This window comes from Sphingomonas telluris (assembly GCF_022568775.1).
GTDB classification, from domain to species: Bacteria; Pseudomonadota; Alphaproteobacteria; order Sphingomonadales; family Sphingomonadaceae; genus Sphingomicrobium; species Sphingomicrobium telluris.
Genome location: NZ_JAKZHW010000001.1, coordinates 1,482,099 through 1,498,766, shown reverse-complemented (window position 1 = coordinate 1,498,766; position 16,668 = coordinate 1,482,099). Strand labels below are relative to the sequence as shown.

Below are 16,668 nucleotides of genomic sequence, written 5' to 3'. Positions count from 1 at the left end.
CCGCACTTGGCGGAACTGGCTCGAGGGCCCTCCCGAAGGAGGAAAACAAGTCCGTTACGCGGACTGCAGGTTCACGGCGCTCAACTTGCCGTTGCGGCCCTGCTCCAGCTCGTAGCTGACGCGCTGTTCCTTCTGGAGCGTGCGCATTCCGGCCCGCTCAACGGCGGAGATATGCACGAACGCATCGCTGCCGCCGTCTTCGGGGGCGATGAATCCGTATCCCTTGTCGTCGTTGAAAAACTTTACTGTGCCGATGGGCATATGCTCATTCCTTCGTAGTGCGACCGCGTGCGCGGTCAGTGATCGCTAGGAGAAGCGAAAAGAGGGAATGAGGGCCGCAAAGCGCCTGAAAACCATCCGATTGCGACTAGTAGCGAAGGCTCCCTAGCACAGGCGCTTTCATCTTACGAATTTGTGCTCCGGGGGCGCCTGGGGCGCGACGCTGACCGAAGTGCCGTATCGAGACGCGACGGCCGTAGGAATAAGTGAGGAGCCTCAAATTCCATGGAGGCTTTCTATGTCCGTATCCCGTTTGCTGCTGCAGACCGCAGCCGTAGCTCTGCTGATCGCGGCGCCTTCAACCGCTTATAGTGCGCCCAAGGGCAATATCATCGCTGCAGCCCAGACTTCCCCCGATCACAAGACATTGGTCGCGGCAATCAAAGCAGCGAAACTGGTCGATGATCTGGCCAGCAAGGGGCCGCTGACCGTCTTCGCACCGACCGACGCCGCCTTTGCCAAGCTTCCGGCCGGAACAGTTGAAACCCTGCTGCAACCGCAGAACCGCGATCAGCTGGTGAAAATCCTGACCTACCACGTCGTGGCCGGCCAGTTCACCGCGGCTGCGATCGTGCAGCTGATCAATCAAGGCGGCGGCCAGGCCACTCTGACGACCCTCGAAGGCTCCCCGCTGGTCGCGAGACTGGTGGACGGGAAAGTCGTCGTCACCGACGAGAGCGGACGCACTGCCACCGTCGTCACCGCGGACCTTCAGCAGTCCAACGGCGTGATCCACGTGACCGATGGTGTCTTCCTGCCAAACTAAATGGACGGCAGCCTGCTGCCGGCTTTCGGCCTGAGCCGGCAGTACGGCACAAAGCGCGTACTGAACGAATTGGGGAATCGGCGTTGTACCGGTCGCTTAACTGGTGAACTGGAGTCACCGCGTGGCGTGCGATACTTGCCGTCCCCAAGCCGGCCCACCCGCTTCGGATCTTCCCCGGGCTTATGCGCTGCAGCTCATTGCCAAACTCCGCGAAACCTTGCGTTTATTGAAGGGCAGGGAGTCTGAGGGGCTCGACGATAAAGTCAGAGCTCTGGAGGCAGCGCTCACGGAACTCGAAGGCACCATAAGGTCAAGCGAGGCGACCCGCGTGGTCTGATGGAGACTAGCTGCCCCAGCTGAGGCGCGCCTTTCGCCTCACCCAACGAGAAGAGTTACTATTTCGACGAGCACGATAGCCAGGACGATGGGGAGGCACACAGCCAATCCGATCACCCATTTGTCCGACTCGAGTTCGCTCCATTTGTGACTTCTCATGGCCGGCGCGATTACCCGTCGGCCGCTGTTTTCAACAAGATAACCAACGGTAAGGGACGGCTCCGAAACGAAACGGCACTCGGGCGTGTAGTTCCCGTCGTCCGCGTCGGATCGCGGTCGGCGATTGGACGATGCCGTCGACATTTAGCAAATTCGCGTTGAATAACGTGCTCCCGGGGTCATGATGAGCAAAGGTGAATAAGGCTGCGCCATGACCGGCTCTTTCGTAAGAGCGCTGTTCGATGAGGCGCCGCCGGGCACCTTTGCGAAGGGATACGTTTTCATCGCGTCTCCCGATCTGACCGAGGCCGAAACAGATCCCGACGCCGGCTATTGGCACTGCGACATTGCGGGCGAGGACAGGCTTACGTGGTCAGCGAAAGTCTATGAGCTATTCGGCTTGCCGACGGGCAGCCCAATTGTTCGCGAGCAAATCGTAGCGCTTTACGAGGAATGCTCGAGAGAGGCTCTACAGCGCGTCCGCAAATATGCGCTGAGCCGCGCCTATGGTTTCATTCTCGACGCGGCGATCGAACCAGCGGCGTCGGAGGCGCGGTGGATCAGGATCCTGGCCGTCCCGATCTTGGCTGAGCGACGGATCGGTGCCTTGCACGGGTTGAAACGGAAACTCTAGCTGTGAAACCGTCGAGATTATGGTGGTCGCTAAAGCAACGTAAGTGCACGACCAGTTAACTTATGATAACCTCACAGCGCGTGGTTTTCGGAGTGAAACGACTCACGGCAAAACTGTAGAAAGTGGAGGGCGTAAGCGCGGCTCAGCCCGGCAGTAAGCGGGGCTTCACGCCGGTATCGGGGAGGACGTCCCATGATGATCTCGAAAATCGATAGCGCGTTTGACTCCTTCAAGTCTCCGAAAACCTCAAACGATTCAAACCGGCTTCCGCGAAGAGCGCGTATGAGGAGGCTAACCTCCGGGCTCTGCTCCATCGCCCTGCTCGCCGCCACCTTTGCATCCGGCCCCGCTTACGCGGCCGAGAAGGATGCGGTGCGCATGTGGAATGAAAGGGCCATCACGACCCTCGTCAACGGACCAGCTGCCGCCGTGCCAGGCATGCAGTTCACGCCTCCGGTCGCAACCATACATCTCGCGATCGTCCAGGGCGCGGTCTACGACGCGGTCAACGCCATCAAGGGCGGGCACGACGCCTATCTGCCCGGACTGAAGGCGCCGACCAGCGCGTCCAAGGGCGCAGCCGCTGCGACAGCAGCGCATCATGCCCTCAGCGGCCTCGTCGATCAGGCGCCGTTGACGGCGACTCTGACCGCCCAGGTCAAGGCCGCGATCAAAGCCCGTCTCGATTCCGAATACGCCAGCTCGCTGGCCGAGATCCCGGACGGTGACGCCAAGGCCAAAGGCATCGAAGTCGGAACCGCGGCTGCGGCAGCGATATTGGCCAACCGGGTCGGCGACGGCCGCTTCGGCCCGCCGGGTTATCCGGTCCCCGCGAACCCGGGCCCTGGAGAATGGCGCCCGAATCCGGTAAACGATCCGAACGCCTGGGTGCGCAACGTGCGACCGTTCACCCTGCCGAGCTCGGATTACATTCACACGGCAGGGCCGCCGCTCCCCTTGACAAGCGCGCAATACACGGCCGAGTTCAACGAGGTGAAGTCGCTAGGCCGGGTCGACTCAGCTACGCGCACGCCAGCTCAGACCTCGCTGGCGTATTGGACTGGCGGACACCCGCTTCCCATGCTGTATGGGGCGATGCGGCAGGTGGCGGCCTCGAAGGGGCTGACAATCACCGAACAAGCGCGGTTCCACGCCATGACCAGCATGTCGATGGCGGACAGCGCGATCAATTGCTTTGCAGAAAAGGCCCGCTGGAGCTTCTGGCGGCCCACGAGCGCCATCCAGCTCGCCGCCACCGACGGCAACGATGCGACCGAGGCCGATGGCGGCTGGACCTCACTCCTGCCCTTGCCGCCATACGCAGACGAGCCATCGGGCGCCAACTGCGTCTTCAGCGGCTTGATGAACGCCGCCAAGGCGTTCTTCGGCAACGACGCCGCGGAGTTCGATATCGTAAGCCCGGGCCTCGCGACGGTGCCTGGGAGCGGATCGACCCGGCACTACAGCCACTTCACCGATGTCATCCCCGACGTGATCGAGGCGCGGATTGTTGGTGGCCTTCACTTCCGCACGGCTGACGTTCATGGCGCCATGCTCGGGAAATCGGTGGCCGATTACGTGGATGCGCACTTCTTCAACTGCCGCAACTCTGGCCAGTGCAAGCAGGAAGAACGCGAGTAACGCCGGCGTAGACGCTCGGCCTATGGTAGGTGTCAGGTTGATGCGAACCGCTCTCTGTTTAGCGATTGGTTTCGCGGTCGTTTTTGGCGGTGTCCCCGCGTCCTTTGCCCAGGATTCGCGAGTTGTGGACCATGGCAAGTCCGCGGGGACCGCGACTGCGGTGAAAGGGCGGCAGCAGCAGACGCTCGGAAGGGGCATCTCTCTTGTCGTGCCGACCGGCAAGATTTCGGTAGATCCTGCCGCCGCGGCCGGCGAGCCGATTTACGTACGCCGGTCGACGGTCAGAGACGGCATGACGGTCGTGGAAGTTTCCACCACGCCCTTCATGCCGGTGTTGGCTTCGAACGCAGGCCCCGGAGGCACTCCGTTGAAAGTCAGACCGGACCAACCGGCGGGTTGGTAGGCTCGACGGATCCCTGACCTGCAGCGACCGGCGCTGGAACCCGAACAGCCATGATTGGTTTACGGTCCGCGCCGAATGTCGCCCCGGTGGCGTCGCTCCGGGTTCGGCGTTTGTAATCTCGGGAGTGGAGGCGGTCCCGCGTGCGGCGGGGCCGCCTTCTTTCGTTCCAGGAACGTCATGGGCCGGTTGTTCGTTTTACCCCTGCGAGCAATGACATCCCCGTTACCTCGCAGAAGGCGGCCCGCCCCCCTCCGGATGGGTCGCCTTCTTCCAATCGGGCTGCGCCTCTGGCCCTGAGCCGCGCCGCTATCATCCAGGTGCATTTGTCGCATCGCGATCAGAAAGTTGTGGATCGAAACTGATACTGCTGGCTACTGCCGTTCCATGACGAAAAAGGAGCTCCCGCCGTGTTTCAGGCGGGGTTGCGAGTACGCAGCGAGTATCGTTTTCAATGGGGTTCTTCTTTGTGGGACGCACGCGAACGAAGCGCTGGAGATGCGCCGTCAGGTATTGATGCGCGACAAAGAGGAAGGTAGCGGCGATCAGCCGTTGGAGCGGGAGTGAAGCTCAACGCTTATTCGGAACACGCGCGCCGAGTGGGTCGAGTAGAATGAATGACAAAGACAAGAGCGAGATCGCTCGCCTCGAAGAAGTGAACGAGCGGCTCGAGGACAGCCTGGATCGCTGTCGAGAACTCCTGAAAGAGTACCGTTCGAAGCTAGCCGCGAACGCGAATGACGAGCCTGAGTCTGAGCCGGACGAGGACGGGCAGAAGCAGTCAGGATAACCAGCTTCTATGGCCAACGATGTCCTGGATCACATCGAAAGCGCATCGCGGCGCTGATTCATTTTCGATGCTAACGAATGGTAAGGTGTCCCGCTTTGAGACAGGGAGTAAAGACGTCCGCGGAACCCTTTCCCTTGGTGAGCGACGCGAGGGGAGCGGGAACCGTCCTATGGCGCAGTAGGAAGGCGGCTCGGGCCTCCCCATTGTGGTCCGAGCCGCCGCTATCCAGCAGGGCGGGCGCCTAAGAAATAACCAGATAGGCGAAATAGCTGTTGACATCGTCACGCTGTTTCGGTACACGGTAGGCACAATGAAGAATTGGGTTTCGGGCCGGGCTCCTTCGGGAGTGACCGGCCCGAAGCCGTTTTGGGGGTCGGGGAATGGCGCGGAAGGCGGGGGCGGGCGAGCTGGTGCTCGTCGGAGGTAAGACGGCGCAGGTGCGCAAGGGGTCGGAACGCAGCTGGACCAAGGCGAAGGAGACGAAGTTCCTCTCGGTTCTCGCGGAGACGTGCAACGTCAGCCTTGCCTGCGAGCAGGCCGGCGTATCGCAAAGCCAAGCTTATCGCCGGCGCAAGAGCGACGCCGCCTTCCGCGCTGGATGGCTGGACGCGATCGGCACGGCCTATCAGCGGCTGGAGCTGGTGCTTCTGGAGCGGGCGCTCAACGGCACCGAGAAGATCGTCATCAAAACCGACGGACGCGAGGAAAGGATGCGCGAGTATCCGAACCAGATCGCGCTGACTTTGCTGCGGATGCATCGCGATACGGCGAGCGAGGCGGAGACGGAGATCGCTGCCGACGATGTCGAGGAGATCCGCGCACGACTGATCGGCAAGCTCGAGCGGCTGCGGGAGCGCCAGGAGAAGGCCGCGCCGTCCGAATGAAGGCGATGTCGATGCGCGAGCTGATGCTGCAGCTCGCGAAGGCGCCGATCGAGGAGGCAATCCGGATCATCGGCGCGATGAGCCCGCCCGACATTCTGAGGCTGGACGCATGTTTCGAAGCTTGGGCGCATGAGAGCCAGCTTCCGCCCAAGAGCGAAGGCTGGCGCGTCTGGCTGCTGATGGCGGGGCGCGGGTTCGGGAAGACGCGGGCAGGGGCCGAGTGGGTTCATGCGCTTGCAGGCGCGAAGCCCGGGGTCCGGATCGCTCTCGTCGGCGCAACGATGCACGATGCGCGCAACGTTATGGTCGAGGGCGTCAGCGGGCTGCTGCGGGTCGCCAAGTTGCATGGCGTGCGGTTGAGCTGGGAGCCGAGCCTTGGTCGCTTGAAGTGGCGCAACGGAAGTGAGGCGCAGATTTTTTCGGGCGAGAATGCCGACGGGCTGAGGGGGCCCGAGCATGATTTCGCCTGGGCGGACGAGCTGGCCAAATGGAGCCAGGCGGACGCGGCGTGGGACAATCTGCAAATGGGCCTGCGGCGGGGATCGCGGGCGCGGGTGCTGGTCACGACGACGCCGCGGCCGGGACCGCTGCTCGAGCGGATTAAAAAGGACAAGTGGACGGTGACGACGACGGGACGGACGAGCGAGAACCTCAACCTGGACCGGCGCTTCGTCGAGGTGATGACGGCGACCTATGGCGGGACGCGGCTGGGGCGCCAGGAGCTGGACGGCGAGCTGATCGCGGACGTCGAAGGCGCGCTTTGGCCGCGGGACCTGATCGAATGTTCGCGGGCTGACCGGCCTGCCGGGTTCGAGCGCATCGTGGTCGGGGTCGATCCGCCGGCAGGAGCGGGCGCGGAAAGCGATGCCTGCGGGATCGTGGTGGCCGGACGCTCGCAGGGGCGGCTCTACGTCATCGCGGACGAAAGCTGCCAGGGGCTGAGCCCCGACGGCTGGGCGCGGCGCGTCGCCGGTGCCGTGACTAGATGGGACGCGGACATGGTGGTCGCCGAGGCGAACAATGGCGGCGCGATGGTCGGAAGCGTGCTCGGTGCAGCCGAGATCGGCGTACGTGTGAAGCTCGTCCATGCATCGCGCGGAAAGGTTGCGAGGGCCGACCCGATCGCGCTGCGGTTCGAGAGCGGGCGGGCGTACTTCGCTGGGCGCTTTCCGGCGCTCGAAGATGAGCTGGCCGGACTGTCGCTCGGGGGCGGCTACGAGGGGCCGACGCGGTCGCCGGACCGCGCCGATGCGATGGTCTGGGCGCTCACCGAACTGGGCGAAACCCGGAGCGGGATTCCCCGCGTTCGGGCGTTGTGATTCGAAGGTGAAATATTCACAAATCAAGGAAATACCTGAGGGACGGCCGGCCTTGTTTGAATTACGGAAAGACGAGGGTCGCTGAACGCGCTGGGAAACGTTCCCATGACAATCAAAGCCGTGCTGAGACGCTGGCTTGAGTCGCATCCTTTTAACGGCCGCGCCGCCATTGTCGTTGGAGCGACGGCGGTCGCGATTCCAACGGCGATCCGGTTTGCGGTCGATGGGGTCGTCAGCGGCATTCCGGTCACCGGTTACGTGCCGTTCGTGCTGATTTCGGCCGTATTGCTGGGCTGGCTCAACGCGAGCATGGTCGCGGTGGCGTCCGCGCTGATTGGGGATGCCCTGTTCGTGGGGCCTGCCAACGAATTGCTTGAGGGCCCGTCCGACGTCTTTACGGTAGGATTGTTCCTGATCGTGTCGGGCGTCCTCATCGGCTTCGTGGAATTGGTGCGCCGGATCGTCGCGGAGGACGACCAGGTCGAGGCGCACAGGGAGCCGAGCGGGATTATCTTCAGCCTGGAGAAGGGGGTGGCCTGGGCGAGATGGCGCGGGCAGGGGGAGCCGGTGCGGCTGGGCCCACAAGCCGAAGTCGCCGAGATGATGGAGGATTTCCTCGGGCAGGTGGAGGTCGCGAAGCGCCTTAACGCTCACGCGAGGGAGACAAGAAAAAATGCCGCCGCACTCGCGCGCAGCGGCATCTCAACGAACGCTTAGCCGTTCAGGCGATTTGCGCGACTGCGGCGGGCTTGCGCCGGCGCAGCGAGAAGCCGACGGCCCCGAAGCCGACGAGCATCATCGCCCAGGTGGTGGGCTCAGGAACGCCCGAGCTGGTGCCTCCGGTCACGAACGTGAAATTGTCGAGCAGGACCCAGTCGTATGATTCCGTGGTCGACAGGTGCGCCGAGGTAATCCCGGGTACGCTCAGGCCATAATATTCGCCGGCATTGCTGCCGCCGATCGCCCCGAAGGTGAAGGTGTCGAGCAAGGTCGCGCCGTTGTAGGCCGTGATGGTCCACGACGAGTCATGAGCGCCGAGGTTGAAGCCGAACGCCGACACGGCGCTGTCGAATGTGAACAGGAGGTCCGTCGTCGAGCCCTGGTTGTTGTCGAGGTACGTTCCGGTCGTGTTGTACTGACCCGCATAGGTCGTATCGATGTTGACGTTCCCGCCGACGCCGCTGATCGTCACGGCGCCGAGATCGAGCGACGGATAGGTGCCGTTCGCCAGTCCGGTGAACGTGACCTGCGTGCCGCCCGCGAGAGCGGGATCGGACGCCGGGTTGCCATTTCCGCTGATCGAAGTTGCATTCGCGGCGGTCGCCGCAGTCAAGGCAAGAAGGGCAGCAACGCTGCCGGAGATTACTGAATTCACACGCGCCTCCTCAAGCATACATGCAAGTGGAACTGGGCTACCCCCCTATTCCAGGCGCACAGCCATAGTTAACTTTCGTTAAGTGACAAGAACGTAATGATTTGTGCGCCGTCCCATTTTGGGGCGGAGGTGAAGCCAGGAGAAGGCGGCCCGCGGTTAGGACATTGCGGGTCGCCTTCCCTAGCCGTCCGCGCGTCGGGGGGCTTCCCGCATGACGACGGCTATGCGCGCAACAGGGAAGTTCCGCGCAGAGGCGCAGTCACGCGCGCCCTCGAACGCCCCAAACTCTCGGAGCCGCGAGGGGTTGCCGAAGCTAATGTAGATCAGTCGCGCGGTCGTTCGCGCGAACACCAAGGAGAAAGCATGCGATTCTGGTTCGGCCGCAAGTCTGCGGCTCCGGACGCGCGGCCTTATGCGCCGGCGTGGTTGAGTGCGCGCGAGAGCGAGGGCTTTGCGCGCGGATACGAGACTCAGTTCGACGAGGTGTTCCGGCGTAATCCTGTGGGGCAGCGCGCGGTGCGGCTGGTCGCGGGGATGCTCGGTGCGCTGCCAATTTATGCCTCGAAGGGCGACGAGCGGGCTGCGGCGATCGTGTCGGCAGATGGATTGCTGGAGAGCATTGCGGCGCAGTTGCTGCTGCATGGGAACAGCTATGCGCAGCTGATCGTCGGCGACGATGGGGCGCCGGCGGAGATCTTCATTCTGCGGCCGGAGCGCGTGAGCGTCGTCGCGGACGAGCGGGGGTGGCCGACGGCGTACCTTTATCGTGTGGCCGGGCGCGTCACGCGGTTCGAGGCTCGCGATCCGCTTGGGCGAATGCAGTTGGCGCATTTGAAGAGCCTGCATCCGCGCGACGATCATTATGGCATGGGTTGCCTGGACGCGGCTTGCCCGGCCGCGACGGTGCACAATGGGGCGGCTCGCTGGAACAAGGCGCTGCTCGACAATGCAGCGCGGCCAAGCGGGGCGCTCGTCTACGATCCGGGTGACGGGACGACCTTGTCGACCGACCAGTTCACGCGATTGAAGGACGAACTGTCGGCGGAATTCTCCGGCAGCGGCAATGCGGGGCGGCCCTTGCTGCTCGAGGGTGGGCTCAAGTGGCAGGCGCTGGGCATGACGCCGGCGGACATGGACTTCGTCGCGCTGAAGGAAGGCGCGGCACGGGACATCGCCTTGGCGTTTGGAGTGCCGCCGGTGCTGGTCGGGCTTCCGGGCGATGCGACCTACGCCAATGCGCGTGAGGCGGGACGGGCGCTCTATCGCCAGACGATCCTGCCGATGGCGAGCCGGATCCTGAGCGGGCTCGGCACGATGCTGAGCGACTGGATGGGGCCGGTGAAGCTGGCCGTCGATACGGACCAGCTGAGCGAGCTGGCCGAGGACCGGTCGAAGCTTTGGGAGCAGGTCGGGGCGGCGAGCTTCCTCAGCGAGGAAGAGAAGCGCGAGCAGCTGGGCTTCGCGGCGAAGCGGGAGGAGGCATGACGGTGGTGACGGCGGATGCGCTGCTCGCGAGCCTGATGGCGCAGGCGGAAGGGCGCGGTGTGGACATGGTCACGCTGCGCGCGCTCGCCGAGGAGTCGAGCGAGAGCGGGGCGCGGCGAGCATTGGCGCAGCTCGGCCTGGACGACGCGCGGGCGCGGCGGGACATGGATGAGCTTCGCGAGCTTCTGTCGGCGTGGCGGGATGCGAAGCGGAGTGCGGCGCGGGCCGTTGCGGCCTGGGCCGTGAGTGTCGTGCTGGCGCTGTTGCTGATCGGATTGGCGGTGCGGCTTCGGCTGACCGAGCTGGTGACGCGATGAGCGTGCGCTTTGCGGGATATGCGGCGGTGTTCGACCGGCCGGACAGTGGCGGCGACATCATCCGCAAGGGCGCGTTCGCGGACGCGCTGAGGCGGGCGGGGGAGGTGCCTTTGCTGTGGCAGCACAAGGCGGGGCGGGTTCTCGGGCGGATCGAGCATCTGTCCGAGGACAAGCGCGGGCTGCGCGTGATTGCGCGGGTCGACGATGCGCGGGCCGGGTTGCTGCTGCAGAGTGGGAAGCTCGACGGGCTCAGCTTCGGCTATCGAGTACGCGAGGCGCGGTCGGGCGCGCATCGTGAGTTGATTGATCTCGCCCTGGTTGAGGTCAGCCTCGTCGCGAAGCCGATGCAGCGGCTCGCGCGGGTACATGTGGTCGAGGCAGATTAGGGCTTGGGCGGCTTGGCATTACGAAGCTCCGTCGCGAACGCGTTGAAGATCGGATCTGCGTTCGCACGCGCCGCGCAGGCATTGAGCGTATCGCGATAGGCTTTCGGGTCTTCGCCCATGGCTTTGACCATCGCGGTAAAATGCTCGCCCTGCCGGGGGTTCTCACCGGGATGATCCCGATCCCAGACCGTTTCGAACCAGAGGCCCATGATCAACAGTTCTTTCCGGATATCGGTCGGAGCCTGCTTGGCGGCGGCCATCCTGTCGAAGAATTCGAAAAGCACGGCCCAGTCGGAATCATTGTTCGGATCGACGGTCGCGACATTCGCATTTGAAGCGCCGGCGAGGGCCAGAAGAGCAAGGGAACGATGGAACATTCGACAGGGACGCTCAGCTTCGAGGCATCGTCGCCGAAGCTGATCGTACCTGCGGACGCGCTTGTCGGCGTGACGGGGTTGGTCACCGTCGGCGTCGCGCAGGTTGGCGATTATGCGAAGTCCCGGCCGGTCACGCTGCCATTCGACCTCGGCAGCTAGGCCGATGAGGCGCGTTCTTCTCGGGTGGCTTCGAGGTCGCCGATGCGGCGTGAGGCGATCCACAGGGCGACTAGCGTGAACGGCGGAACGACGTACAGCGAGAAGATGCCCGTCGCGAGGCTGCCGGTGATGGCCGCGACCTTGCCTGCACAATAAGGGCCGAGCGCGAGGCCGACCATGGATGTCCCGAGCACGTAGGTAGCGCCGGCCGTTCCGCGCATTCTGGGCAACACCAGATCCTGAAGCGTTGCCACCGCCGCGCCGACCCAGAGCGCGCTGCAGAGGCTGATGTACGGAGCGAGCAGGTAGAAGGTGACGAGGTTATCCGTCGTGAACGCCCAGAAGATTGCGGGCGCGGGCAGGATGATCGCGGCCATGTTCACGTAGAGCCTTCCGCCGGGGTGGCGACGGCGCAGTTTGTCGCTCACGATCCCGCCCACAATCACGCCGACTGCGGAAGCCAGTGCGGCGCTCCAGCCGAATAGGGCGGAGACTTCTTCCGCGGCGGTCGATCCGTTGAGGAAGACGGCGACGTCGGTCGGGCCCGCGTAAAAGGTTCTCAGCAGGTAGGGCGGAATCCAGAAGGCCACGGCGTAGGTCATGAAGCTGATGCTTCCGAACGCGACGACAAGCATGGTCGCGACAGGTGTTCCCCAAAGAAGCTTGTGGGTGGCAGGGTCGCGACGCTTGAGGGACTGGGTCCAGCTGAACACGGCGTAGATGCCGAGCCACCAGGCGATCCATTGCGGCCAGTCGCCGCTGAGGCTCCCGAGCAGGAATCCGCCTGCGACGCTAACGGCGAGAACCAGCAAGTTAGGGACGAGAGCGCCGGGAAGTCTCGCCACGCTGAACAAAGTCAGCGGCGGAATGATTGCTACCAGTTCTCGGCCGAACTCGCCCCAGGCATTCGGACGCACGATGTCCGCGGCGTGGCCGTCGATCGCGCCGCGCAGGGGTTCCTTGAGCGACCAGATCCATATGGCGAGGAGCAGCCCGGGCAAACCCACGGCGAGGAAGGCGGCCTGCCACGGAGCGATGGCGGAGTCGGGATAGTTGCGAGCCCACCAGGCGAGGACGAAGCCGCCCAGCGGAAGCGCGATGCCTCCGCCGATGTAGAGGCCGCTCGAATAGATCGAGAGCGCGGTTGCCCGCCGCTCCTTGGGAAAATAATCCGCGATCATCGAATAGGCGGCCGGAGACGCGCTTGCCTCGCCTATCCCAACGCCGATGCGAGCCGCGGCGAGCATCCCGAAGTTCTGGGCCAGGCCGGACAGGGCCGTCATCGACGACCAAAGTCCGAGCCCCATCGCCATCAGGCGGCCACGGTACCAGCTGTCGGCCAGGCGCCCGAGGGGTATGCCGAACAGGGCGTAGAAGACCGCGAAGGCGGTGCCGTAGAGGAAGCCAATCTGCGCGTCGTCGAGCTTCAGGTCGGCCTTGATGCTTTCAGCGAGGATGCTGACGATCTGCCGGTCGATGAAGTTGAAGACGTAGACGACCACGAACAGAATCAGCGCGTACCAGGCGTAACCCGACGCGCGCGCCGGTGAGGTCGTATCGTTGCTCATCGCCAGCGCTCTCCCTCACCAACTCGACAAGTCTGGCGGAGCGGAACAGAAAGGCAAGCCACGCATAGTTGCGAACGGGAGAGAGTGATGTTGCGTATCAGTGTTCTGGCATTGGGTCTGGCGGGCTGCGTCCCGATGGCCGCGCCCGACGTTCCTGTGGCGACGGTGCCGCTCGTAAACGCGAGTGGTGCAAGCATCGGTACGGTGCGCGTGTTCGCGGAGAATACCGGCGTGACGCTGCGGATCGACGCGACTGGGCTTCCCGCAGGAATGCATGGCGCGCACCTGCACGCCGTCGGCAAATGCGAGGGACCGAAGTTCACCTCGGCCGGCGGGCACTGGAATCCGACGAGCAAGCAGCACGGTCACCAGAACCCCGCGGGCTATCACACGGGCGATCTAGGCAACCTTGGTGTTGGCGCGGACGGCAAGCTGACGGCGGGTCTGCTGGTGCCGGGCGCGAGAGTGAGCAGCGATGGCTTCGGGGACGGACCGGTGTTGCTGGATGCGGATGGGGCGGCCCTTGTCATCCACGCGGGGCAGGACGACGAGAAGACGGACCCGAGCGGCAATAGCGGCGACCGCATCGCCTGCGCCGTGCTATAGCGTCCCCCATGACAAAAACCACAAAGCTGCCGAAGCACATCGCCGGCGTGAAGATTCCGAAGAAGCTGCGCAAGCGCGGTGGAAAAGCGTACGCGCTGCTTCAGAACCCACTGGTCGCCGACCTCGTGGCCGCTGGCCTGATTGCCGCCGCGGATGCGATGGCAAAATCGAAGTCGGCGAAGAAGGCAGGCAAGGCGGCCAAGCACGCCGCCAAGGATGCCGGAGAGGCGACCTCGTCGGCCGGTGGCATCAGCGCGATCGGGCTTGGGACGATCCTCGGCTTCGCGGCTCGCGAAGCCGCGCGAGCGATCAAGAGCAACGCGCGCTAGGCGGCTTCGATCTCCGGCGGCGCCGGGACGAGGATGAAGGCCGGGACGATAGCGCCCGATGGTTCTTCGTCATCCGTACGTGCGAGCTGCTGAGCGCGGAGGCGGTATAGGCTTGCGAGCTCCTCGTGACGCCAGCGGGCGGTTAGCGAGGCGGCGCTGCGGGCCGCGTCGTCCTCCTGCGAAGCGCGCTTGAGGTAGTAGTCGCGGTCTTCCGCCTTCATATCCCTTCTCCGCCCCTCAGGATTGAGAACGCGTACAGGGAAGCCCCCGCTTCCGACTCGGCAGTCGATGCCTGCCGAACTGTGCTTGGCGTTTGTGACACCCGCACGACGAATAAGTGCGCACGTGAAATGAACGCAGGATTACGGCTGTTCCGGCGAACCTCCCGCTGCCGACGAAACGTGCCTAGGCAGCGACGTTGATGTGCATGATCGGCTCGTGATCCTCGTGCCGTTCCAATGCCTCATGGCTGTCCGCCCGGTCGAAGAACTGCACGCGCATCTGGTAAAGCCAGGCGAGTTCTTCGTGCCGGCCGCGCACCTGTCTGTTGGTGGCGCACCGTGCCGCCCGCGTTTCCTGTTCCGCACGGAACATGAAGTAGTCCCGATCCTTCGACGTCATGTTCTGCCTCCGCCCCGGTTGGCAGTTGTAGGTCACGCACTCCCTGACGCCATCGAATCGAAAGCGGCACCTCACCCATTGAGAGTGTGACTCTCATCGGGGTGCCGCGCAATTGAGGATTCGTACGGGCGGTAAAAAACCTGAGCCGTAACGAGGGTTTATCCGAGCGGGTTGCCGTTTCGCCTGACTTGTGGCGCGGCTACAGCTGGCTTGAGTTGGCTGCCCGGCTGACTTTACGCCGGCCGGGCAGACCCCGTTTATCCGCGGTAGGTGTTGGCGCGGTTGATGCGGACGTTGGTGACGGCTCCGCGATAATCGACGTTGCAGCGGAAGCGCAGGTCGCCGGTCGCCGCATAGCCGTTGTTCTGATAACCGTAGGCCTGGCCGTGAGGCGGGTAGCCGCCGCGGCTGTCCAGCAATCCGGATACGCGAAGGCCGTTGTTCCGGCGCTCGACATTGGTGATCGCGGTGACCCGCATGTTCGGGGCGTAACCCTGCTGATAGCCGCGGTTGTTGTTGTAACCGTAGGCGTTGCCATAGGGCTGCGGGCGGTACTGGCTGGAGGCCTGAGCCATGGCCGCGCTCGCGCACTGTTGGACGGCCGTGCGGTCGTTCACATTGTAACGGTTGCCGAGCAGCTGGCCGATGATCGAGCCGAGATCGCCCTGCTGGCTATAACCGGGCTGGCCATAACCATAGCCCGGCTGGCCGTAGCCCTGCTGATATCCCTGCTGCGGCGGATAATAGCCGTAGCCCGGTTGGCCCGGCGCCGGCTGTGGCACAGGCGCCTGGTACTGATACTGCGCAGCGGCGGGGGCGGCGAGGCCGCCGATTACCGCGGCGGCGGTCAGAACGCTCTTGAACATGGTCATGCAAATTTCCTCATCTCATCCGGGAAACGCCGGTGAGTTCGGGGGGTAGAACGACTGTGCGCCGCGATTTGATGCATGAACTGAAAACAACAAGCCCAGCCTAGAACAGGCGCGAGGTGCTGACGGCGGCAAGGCATTCGAAGTGGAGGGGCAGGGTCTGCTCGTCGAATTCAGCCGCCTTGAGAGGCCCGACGGGCTTTTGGACGCGGAGGCGGACGAGGTCGGCCGGCGCGATGTCCCTGGCGCACATGGCGCATGGCTTGCCGTCCACGTCCCCAGCGTCATCGAGCAGCGGAGTCCGGCCGTGCCAGTGGCGGTGGAAGGTCAGCGGCATTTCGGGGCGCAGGTGCTTGCGCAGGCATTCGGTGTGGCAGGCGCTTTCCTGAACCATAAAGGGCGGCGTGTCGGGGTCGACGCGGATCAGGCGGAGGATCGTGCCCCAGGGGACGAGCTCGCCGCAGAAGCGGCAGAGATGGCCGGTCTTGAAGTCGGGATCGCGACGGCGGCCCACTTAGCCTTCGCTTCCGCCTCCGGGTGCGGGCGGCGCTGGTGGAGGCGGGGGCGGGGCCGGCGGTTCGGGGATGCCCGGCCCGCTGCTGCTCTTCTCCGCTCCGGGCTGGATCGCGCAGTCCTGCAGCCAGGGGTCGTCGCCTCCACCCGCCATGCGCTTGCAGCTGACGGTTACGCGCTGGCCCGGCACCAGCTTCTTGGCGTCTTCGATCGCGATGCCGGCGAGGTCGGCGCCGAGCGGGGCTTCCGGATTGGACGTCTTCAGGCGCATGTCGAGACTGCCGTAGCCGTCCGGCACGAGGCGCAGGAATTCGCCGCTCACCACCATTTCATGGCCCCTGAACCGCTTAGCGGCAGAGCCGGGGTCGTCGCGATAGGCGTCGTAGACCTGCTGCGCCTCGATGACGGTCGGTCCCTTGCGCGGACCGTCGGTGTCGATGTGGATCGCGGGGCCGGTCAGCCCGAACTTGCCCACTGCCGCCAGCGCGAGCAGGACCACGGCGCCGCCGATGATCACCTTTTTGCGGTTTGCGTGCAGCTCGTCTTCCGAACGTCCGACCGGCGCGCCGCGCCGGCTAGCGCGAATGCCCGGGTCCGTCGGCGCTCCGCAATTCGGGCAGAACTCCCGGAGCACAGGCACGTCGGCAGCACATTCCTGACACTGCACCTGACGCCCCTTTCCCTTGCCGCGAAAGTCGCGGCTGTTTGCCATGGAGGGGTAACGGTGAGCAAGGGGTGGCGACTAGCGCCCATAGCGGGCTGGCGCCGGGGCGCGGCGAGCTCAAGCTGTTTGCGCGCGAACCTCGCGGCGCTCTCTAGCCCGCTAAATCCAATCTACTGGACTCTCAGGATTCG

The 16,668-nt window shown here is 64.4% G+C and carries 23 protein-coding genes; 14 read left to right on the top strand and 9 right to left on the bottom strand.

The window, feature by feature from the left end; all coding sequences use genetic code 11:
- Window positions 1-54: 54 nt before the first annotated feature.
- On the bottom strand, window positions 55-261 hold the full coding sequence (locus tag LZ016_RS07640) for a cold-shock protein (RefSeq protein WP_241446803.1): 207 nt from the start codon (window positions 259-261) through the stop codon (window positions 55-57).
- A gap of 256 nt (window positions 262-517) precedes the next feature.
- Between LZ016_RS07640 and LZ016_RS07635 the strand changes: the two genes are divergently transcribed.
- The 8 genes from LZ016_RS07635 to LZ016_RS07600 all read left to right on the top strand — a co-directional run bounded on the left by LZ016_RS07635 (window position 518) and on the right by LZ016_RS07600 (window position 7,925).
- Window positions 518-1,045, top strand: coding sequence for a fasciclin domain-containing protein (locus LZ016_RS07635; protein WP_241446802.1), 528 nt, complete (start codon window positions 518-520; stop codon window positions 1,043-1,045).
- Window positions 1,046-1,751: 706 nt separating this feature from the next.
- Window positions 1,752-2,174 (top strand): hypothetical protein, encoded by a 423-nt coding sequence (locus tag LZ016_RS07630; protein WP_241446801.1) that lies wholly within the window; start codon window positions 1,752-1,754, stop codon window positions 2,172-2,174.
- Between the two features lie 282 nt (window positions 2,175-2,456).
- Complete coding sequence (locus LZ016_RS07625) at window positions 2,457-3,815, top strand: vanadium-dependent haloperoxidase (protein WP_241446800.1); 1,359 nt, start codon at window positions 2,457-2,459, stop codon at window positions 3,813-3,815.
- Window positions 3,816-3,855: 40 nt separating this feature from the next.
- On the top strand, window positions 3,856-4,218 hold the full coding sequence (locus LZ016_RS07620; protein WP_241446799.1) for a hypothetical protein: 363 nt from the start codon (window positions 3,856-3,858) through the stop codon (window positions 4,216-4,218).
- Between the two features lie 610 nt (window positions 4,219-4,828).
- The gene (locus LZ016_RS07615; protein ID WP_241446798.1) at window positions 4,829-5,005 is read left to right on the top strand and encodes a hypothetical protein; all 177 of its coding nucleotides are present in this window, start codon (window positions 4,829-4,831) and stop codon (window positions 5,003-5,005) included.
- A gap of 380 nt (window positions 5,006-5,385) precedes the next feature.
- A complete protein-coding gene (locus LZ016_RS07610; protein ID WP_241446797.1) occupies window positions 5,386-5,889 on the top strand; it encodes a hypothetical protein in 504 nt (167 codons plus the stop codon).
- 5 nt (window positions 5,890-5,894) lie between these two features.
- A complete protein-coding gene (locus tag LZ016_RS07605) occupies window positions 5,895-7,208 on the top strand; it encodes a DNA-packaging protein (protein ID WP_436286361.1) in 1,314 nt (437 codons plus the stop codon).
- 105 nt (window positions 7,209-7,313) lie between these two features.
- Entirely contained in the window at window positions 7,314-7,925 is a 612-nt protein-coding gene (locus LZ016_RS07600) for a DUF4118 domain-containing protein (protein ID WP_241446795.1), read from the top strand.
- Window positions 7,926-7,929: 4 nt separating this feature from the next.
- On the opposite strand, the gene LZ016_RS07595 is transcribed toward LZ016_RS07600, so the two are convergent.
- Window positions 7,930-8,583, bottom strand: a complete 654-nt coding sequence (locus tag LZ016_RS07595; protein WP_241446794.1) for a PEPxxWA-CTERM sorting domain-containing protein — start codon at window positions 8,581-8,583, stop codon at window positions 7,930-7,932.
- 363 nt (window positions 8,584-8,946) lie between these two features.
- On the opposite strand from LZ016_RS07595, the gene LZ016_RS07590 reads away from it, so the two are divergent.
- From LZ016_RS07590 to LZ016_RS07580, 3 genes are read left to right on the top strand one after another with little or no spacing between them, the layout of a single operon-like run.
- On the top strand, window positions 8,947-10,068 hold the full coding sequence (locus tag LZ016_RS07590; RefSeq protein WP_241446793.1) for a phage portal protein: 1,122 nt from the start codon (window positions 8,947-8,949) through the stop codon (window positions 10,066-10,068).
- The gene (locus tag LZ016_RS07585) at window positions 10,065-10,385 is read left to right on the top strand and encodes a DUF6127 family protein (RefSeq protein ID WP_277622522.1); all 321 of its coding nucleotides are present in this window, start codon (window positions 10,065-10,067) and stop codon (window positions 10,383-10,385) included. Before LZ016_RS07590 ends, LZ016_RS07585 begins: the two co-directional genes overlap by 4 nt.
- Window positions 10,382-10,771 (top strand): HK97 family phage prohead protease, encoded by a 390-nt coding sequence (locus LZ016_RS07580; protein WP_241446792.1) that lies wholly within the window; start codon window positions 10,382-10,384, stop codon window positions 10,769-10,771. The genes LZ016_RS07585 and LZ016_RS07580 overlap by 4 nt, the downstream gene beginning before the upstream one ends.
- Here the strand turns inward: LZ016_RS07580 and LZ016_RS07575 are convergent.
- A complete protein-coding gene (locus LZ016_RS07575; protein WP_241446791.1) occupies window positions 10,768-11,148 on the bottom strand; it encodes a hypothetical protein in 381 nt (126 codons plus the stop codon). The genes LZ016_RS07580 and LZ016_RS07575 overlap by 4 nt on opposite strands.
- Between LZ016_RS07575 and LZ016_RS07570 the strand changes: the two genes are divergently transcribed.
- Window positions 11,140-11,307, top strand: a complete 168-nt coding sequence (locus LZ016_RS07570) for a hypothetical protein (RefSeq protein ID WP_241446790.1) — start codon at window positions 11,140-11,142, stop codon at window positions 11,305-11,307. The two genes, LZ016_RS07575 and LZ016_RS07570, sit on opposite strands and share 9 nt — an antisense overlap.
- Here the strand turns inward: LZ016_RS07570 and LZ016_RS07565 are convergent.
- Window positions 11,304-12,875, bottom strand: coding sequence for a spinster family MFS transporter (locus LZ016_RS07565; RefSeq protein WP_241446789.1), 1,572 nt, complete (start codon window positions 12,873-12,875; stop codon window positions 11,304-11,306). The genes LZ016_RS07570 and LZ016_RS07565 overlap by 4 nt on opposite strands.
- Window positions 12,876-12,962: 87 nt before the next feature.
- Between LZ016_RS07565 and LZ016_RS07560 the strand changes: the two genes are divergently transcribed.
- On the top strand, window positions 12,963-13,481 hold the full coding sequence (locus tag LZ016_RS07560) for a superoxide dismutase family protein (RefSeq protein ID WP_241446788.1): 519 nt from the start codon (window positions 12,963-12,965) through the stop codon (window positions 13,479-13,481).
- A gap of 8 nt (window positions 13,482-13,489) precedes the next feature.
- A complete protein-coding gene (locus LZ016_RS07555; protein WP_241446787.1) occupies window positions 13,490-13,810 on the top strand; it encodes a hypothetical protein in 321 nt (106 codons plus the stop codon).
- Here LZ016_RS07555 and LZ016_RS07550 read toward each other — a convergent pair.
- From LZ016_RS07550 to LZ016_RS07530, 5 genes are all read right to left on the bottom strand, one after another.
- Entirely contained in the window at window positions 13,807-14,031 is a 225-nt protein-coding gene (locus LZ016_RS07550; RefSeq protein WP_241446786.1) for a hypothetical protein, read from the bottom strand. The genes LZ016_RS07555 and LZ016_RS07550 overlap by 4 nt on opposite strands.
- A 184-nt stretch (window positions 14,032-14,215) precedes the next feature.
- Window positions 14,216-14,431, bottom strand: coding sequence for a hypothetical protein (locus tag LZ016_RS07545; RefSeq protein WP_241446785.1), 216 nt, complete (start codon window positions 14,429-14,431; stop codon window positions 14,216-14,218).
- 257 nt (window positions 14,432-14,688) lie between these two features.
- Window positions 14,689-15,303: a hypothetical protein gene (locus LZ016_RS07540; RefSeq protein ID WP_241446784.1), complete on the bottom strand. Its 615-nt coding sequence runs from the start codon at window positions 15,301-15,303 to the stop codon at window positions 14,689-14,691.
- Between the two features lie 100 nt (window positions 15,304-15,403).
- Window positions 15,404-15,814 carry a hypothetical protein gene (locus tag LZ016_RS07535; protein WP_241446783.1) on the bottom strand — a complete coding sequence of 137 codons (411 nt, stop codon included), beginning with the start codon at window positions 15,812-15,814 and terminating at the stop codon, window positions 15,404-15,406.
- The gene (locus tag LZ016_RS07530; RefSeq protein ID WP_241446782.1) at window positions 15,815-16,480 is read right to left on the bottom strand and encodes a hypothetical protein; all 666 of its coding nucleotides are present in this window, start codon (window positions 16,478-16,480) and stop codon (window positions 15,815-15,817) included.
- Window positions 16,481-16,668 lie beyond the last annotated feature (188 nt).

Excerpts from the sequence above, each read along its gene's own strand:
- LZ016_RS07540 (WP_241446784.1), bottom strand. The coding sequence starts at position 15,303 with ATGACCATGTTCAAGAGCGTTCTGACCGCCGCCGCGGTAATCGGCGGC.
- LZ016_RS07600 (WP_241446795.1), top strand. The coding sequence starts at position 7,314 with ATGACAATCAAAGCCGTGCTGAGACGCTGGCTTGAGTCGCATCCTTTT.
- LZ016_RS07570 (WP_241446790.1), top strand. The coding sequence starts at position 11,140 with ATGGAACATTCGACAGGGACGCTCAGCTTCGAGGCATCGTCGCCGAAG.
- LZ016_RS07630 (WP_241446801.1), top strand. The coding sequence starts at position 1,752 with ATGACCGGCTCTTTCGTAAGAGCGCTGTTCGATGAGGCGCCGCCGGGC.
- LZ016_RS07620 (WP_241446799.1), top strand. The coding sequence starts at position 3,856 with ATGCGAACCGCTCTCTGTTTAGCGATTGGTTTCGCGGTCGTTTTTGGC.
- LZ016_RS07560 (WP_241446788.1), top strand. The coding sequence starts at position 12,963 with ATGTTGCGTATCAGTGTTCTGGCATTGGGTCTGGCGGGCTGCGTCCCG.
- LZ016_RS07640 (WP_241446803.1), bottom strand. The coding sequence starts at position 261 with ATGCCCATCGGCACAGTAAAGTTTTTCAACGACGACAAGGGATACGGA.
- LZ016_RS07565 (WP_241446789.1), bottom strand. The coding sequence starts at position 12,875 with ATGAGCAACGATACGACCTCACCGGCGCGCGCGTCGGGTTACGCCTGG.
- LZ016_RS07580 (WP_241446792.1), top strand. The coding sequence starts at position 10,382 with ATGAGCGTGCGCTTTGCGGGATATGCGGCGGTGTTCGACCGGCCGGAC.
- LZ016_RS07625 (WP_241446800.1), top strand. The coding sequence starts at position 2,457 with ATGAGGAGGCTAACCTCCGGGCTCTGCTCCATCGCCCTGCTCGCCGCC.
- LZ016_RS07605 (WP_436286361.1), top strand. The coding sequence starts at position 5,895 with ATGTCGATGCGCGAGCTGATGCTGCAGCTCGCGAAGGCGCCGATCGAG.
- LZ016_RS07575 (WP_241446791.1), bottom strand. The coding sequence starts at position 11,148 with ATGTTCCATCGTTCCCTTGCTCTTCTGGCCCTCGCCGGCGCTTCAAAT.
- LZ016_RS07590 (WP_241446793.1), top strand. The coding sequence starts at position 8,947 with ATGCGATTCTGGTTCGGCCGCAAGTCTGCGGCTCCGGACGCGCGGCCT.
- LZ016_RS07585 (WP_277622522.1), top strand. The coding sequence starts at position 10,065 with ATGACGGTGGTGACGGCGGATGCGCTGCTCGCGAGCCTGATGGCGCAG.
- LZ016_RS07545 (WP_241446785.1), bottom strand. The coding sequence starts at position 14,431 with ATGACGTCGAAGGATCGGGACTACTTCATGTTCCGTGCGGAACAGGAA.
- LZ016_RS07550 (WP_241446786.1), bottom strand. The coding sequence starts at position 14,031 with ATGAAGGCGGAAGACCGCGACTACTACCTCAAGCGCGCTTCGCAGGAG.
- LZ016_RS07635 (WP_241446802.1), top strand. The coding sequence starts at position 518 with ATGTCCGTATCCCGTTTGCTGCTGCAGACCGCAGCCGTAGCTCTGCTG.
- LZ016_RS07610 (WP_241446797.1), top strand. The coding sequence starts at position 5,386 with ATGGCGCGGAAGGCGGGGGCGGGCGAGCTGGTGCTCGTCGGAGGTAAG.
- LZ016_RS07555 (WP_241446787.1), top strand. The coding sequence starts at position 13,490 with ATGACAAAAACCACAAAGCTGCCGAAGCACATCGCCGGCGTGAAGATT.
- LZ016_RS07615 (WP_241446798.1), top strand. The coding sequence starts at position 4,829 with ATGAATGACAAAGACAAGAGCGAGATCGCTCGCCTCGAAGAAGTGAAC.